The organism is Oleiphilus sp. HI0125 (genome assembly GCF_001635355.1).
In genome coordinates this window covers 1-502 of record NZ_LWGF01001365.1, presented here as the reverse complement: position 1 = coordinate 502, position 502 = coordinate 1, and the positions used below count along the sequence as shown (strand labels likewise).

The following is a 502-nucleotide window of genomic DNA, read 5'->3' as shown; positions in this document are numbered from 1 at the left end:
AAATTTGGCGGAACAGGATTAGGACTAACTATTTGCAAGCAGCTCGCTGAGCTAATGGACGGGGATATAACTGTTGAGAGTGATCTCGCTGAAGGAAGCGTCTTTACATTAGCATTCAAGGCCGAAATTGAAAGAAGTAATAGGTTTGATATCAGCCAGTTCTCAGACATCAATGCTCTAATCATTGACTCGTGTGAACGAACGGCAAGCGTTATCGAAAAACAACTCACAACATGGGGAGTCTCGTCTAAAAAACTCAATTCAGATGAACTTAAAGACGGAATTAAATCCTTTGATGGCGACATTTGCTTTCTGAGTAATCATGTTATCGGTCAAGAAACCAAGAATCTCATCGAGTCACTCCGCTCGCACAGCAATCATACTCACATTTGTATGCTGACTAAATTGGCTGATTTAAGGGGCGCCGATCAAATCAATAGTCTTGGGGCCGATAGTTATTTTCCAAAACCTGCAACGCATAATGATTTATATGACGCGCTTA

General features: G+C 41.4%; 1 protein-coding gene. It reads left to right on the top strand.

Annotated features, from left to right (window positions below; translation table 11 throughout):
• The coding region (locus A3762_RS23370; protein ID WP_156493699.1) for an ATP-binding protein at positions 1-502 on the top strand (502 nt) is incomplete at both ends.